The organism is Streptomyces sp. NPDC059524 (assembly GCF_042749255.1).
In the GTDB taxonomy this organism is placed as follows: Bacteria; Actinomycetota; Actinomycetes; order Streptomycetales; family Streptomycetaceae; genus Streptomyces; species Streptomyces xanthii.
The window spans coordinates 4497-7122 of sequence record NZ_JBHYTK010000255.1 but is presented as its reverse complement, the minus strand read 5'-3'; the positions used below and the strand labels follow the sequence as shown (position 1 = coordinate 7122).

The following is a 2626-nucleotide window of genomic DNA, read 5'->3' as shown; positions in this document are numbered from 1 at the left end:
GGCCCGCACCTCCTCGGAGGCGCGGGCCGTCGCCCGTACCCAAACCCTGATCAAGGGCGAGAACGGCATCGGTACGGTCCGCAGGACCACGCTCCCCAGCGGCCTGCGCATCGTCACCGAGACCCTGCCCTCCGTCCGCTCGGCGACCTTCGGCATCTGGGCCCACGTGGGCTCCCGTGACGAGACGCCGACCCTGAACGGCGCGACGCACTACCTGGAGCACCTCCTCTTCAAGGGCACGCACAAGCGCAGCGCCCTCGACATCTCCGCCGCGATCGACGCGGTCGGCGGCGAGATGAACGCCTTCACGGCGAAGGAGTACACGTGCTACTACGCGCGCGTGCTCGACACCGACCTGCCGCTCGCCATAGACGTCGTCTGCGACATGCTGACCGGATCCCTCATCGAGGAGGCCGACGTCGACGCCGAGCGCGGCGTCATCCTCGAAGAGATCGCGATGACCGAGGACGACCCGGGCGACTGCGTGCACGACCTGTTCGCGCACACCATGCTCGGCGACACTCCGCTGGGCCGCCCGGTCCTCGGCACGGTCGACACGATCAACGCGCTCAGCCGCGGCCAGATCAGCCGCTTCTACAAGAAGCACTACGACCCGACGCACCTCGTCGTCGCGGCCGCGGGCAACGTCGACCACAACAAGGTGGTCCGCCAGGTCCGTGCCGCCTTCGACAAGGCGGGCGCCCTCGGCGACGCCACCGCGCTCCCCGTCGGCCCCCGCACCGGCAGCAAGAGCCTGCGCGCCGCCGGCCGCGTCGACGTCCTCGGCCGCAAGACCGAGCAGGCCCACGTCATCCTCGGCATGCCGGGCCTCGCCCGCACCGACGACCGCCGCTGGGCCATGGGCGTGCTCAACACGGCACTGGGCGGCGGCATGTCCTCCCGCCTCTTCCAGGAGGTCCGCGAGAAGCGCGGCCTGGCCTACAGCGTGTACTCCTACACCTCGGCCTTCGCCGACTGCGGCCTGTTCGGCGTGTACGCGGGCTGCCGGCCCAACCAGGTGCACGACGTCCTGCAGATCTGCCGCGACGAGCTCGACCTGGTCGCGCGGGAGGGCCTGAGCGACGACGAGATCACTCGCGCCATCGGCCAGCTCTCCGGCTCCACGGTCCTCGGCCTGGAGGACACCGGCGCGCTCATGAACCGCATCGGCAAGAGCGAGCTGTGCTGGGGCGAGCAGATGTCCGTCTCCGACATGCTGGAGCGGATCGCCGCGGTGACCCCCGACGAGGTGCGCGAGGTGGCCCGGGAGATCCTGGGACAGCGTCCGTCCCTGTCGGTCATCGGCCCGCTCAAGGACAAGCAGACCGCCCGTCTGCACGAAGCGGTCGCGTAACACCCGCACTGACAGAAGGAACTGGGAGAACATGAGCAAGCTGCGCGTGGCGGTCCTCGGGGCCAACGGCCGCATCGGCTCCGAGGCGGTCCGGGCCGTCGAGGCCGCCGAGGACATGGAGCTCGTGGCCGCCCTCGGCCGCGGCGACAAGCTGGAGACCCTCACGGAGTCCGGCGCCCAGGTCGCGGTCGAACTGACGACGCCCGACTCGGTCATGCGGAACCTGGAGTTCTGCGTGCGCCACGGGATCCACGGCGTCGTCGGCACGACGGGCTGGACCGAGGACCGCCTCGCGCAGCTGAACCAGTGGCTCGCGGACTCCCCGTCCACCGGTGTGCTCATCGCGCCGAACTTCTCCATCGGCGCCGTCCTCACCATGAAGTTCGCCGAGGCCGCCGCTCCGTACTTCGAGTCCGTCGAGGTCATCGAGCTGCACCACCCGAAGAAGGTCGACGCCCCCTCGGGCACGGCCGCCCGCACGGCGCAGCTCATCGCGGCCGCCCGCGAGAAGGCCGGCAGCGCGCCGCAGCCCGACGCGACGGCCACGGCCCTCGGCGGAGCGCGCGGCGCGGACGTGGACGGCATCCCGGTCCACTCGGTGCGTCTGCGCGGCCTCCTGGCCCATCAGGAGGTCCTCCTGGGCGGCGAGGGGGAGACGCTGACCATCCGCCACGACTCGCTGCACCACAGCAGCTTCATGCCGGGCATCCTTCTGGGTGCGCGCAAGGTCGTGACGACCCCGGGCCTCACCTTCGGCCTGGAACACTTCCTCGACCTGAACGGCTGACCCACGGCGATGCGCGCGAAGATCACCTATGCCGTGACGGCCGCCGTCCTGGTCGTCTACTTCGTCCTGGCCGGCGACCGCGGCGTCATGCTCATCCGCCAGGGCACCGCGCTGACGATCACCTTCGGCGTCGCGGTGCTGATCCTCCCGGTGATCGGCCTGTGGTTCCTGTGGGCGAACACCCGGTTCGTCCAGAAGGCCAACCATCTGGCCGAACTCCTGGAGGCGGAGGGCGGACTGCCCGTCGACGAGCTGCGGCGCGACCAGTACGGCCGCATCGACCGCGACTCCGCCGACGAGGTCTTCGCCCGCCGCAAGGCCGAGACGGAGGACACGCCGGGGGACTGGCGCTGCTGGTTCCGCTTGGCCGTCGCCTACAAGGACGCGAGGGACACCCCGCGCGCCCGCAAGGCGATGCAGCGCGCGATCGCCCTCCAGGCGGGCCGCACGGTCGAGGCCTGACCGCACGCGAGAGGGGCCGCACG

At 71.1% G+C, this 2626-nt stretch carries 3 protein-coding genes; all 3 read left to right on the top strand.

The annotated features are described in order from the left end of the window. Positions 1 to 1354: M16 family metallopeptidase (locus ACFW9D_RS37300; RefSeq protein ID WP_384629824.1), on the top strand; the 1354-nt coding region annotated here is incomplete at its 5' end. Between the two features lie 31 nt (positions 1355 to 1385). Next, positions 1386 to 2141 (top strand): 4-hydroxy-tetrahydrodipicolinate reductase, encoded by a 756-nt coding sequence (gene dapB, locus ACFW9D_RS37295; RefSeq protein WP_384629822.1) that lies wholly within the window; start codon positions 1386 to 1388, stop codon positions 2139 to 2141. Between the two features lie 9 nt (positions 2142 to 2150). Further along, complete coding sequence (locus ACFW9D_RS37290; RefSeq protein ID WP_384629820.1) at positions 2151 to 2603, top strand: hypothetical protein; 453 nt, start codon at positions 2151 to 2153, stop codon at positions 2601 to 2603. Positions 2604 to 2626: the final 23 nt, after the last annotated feature.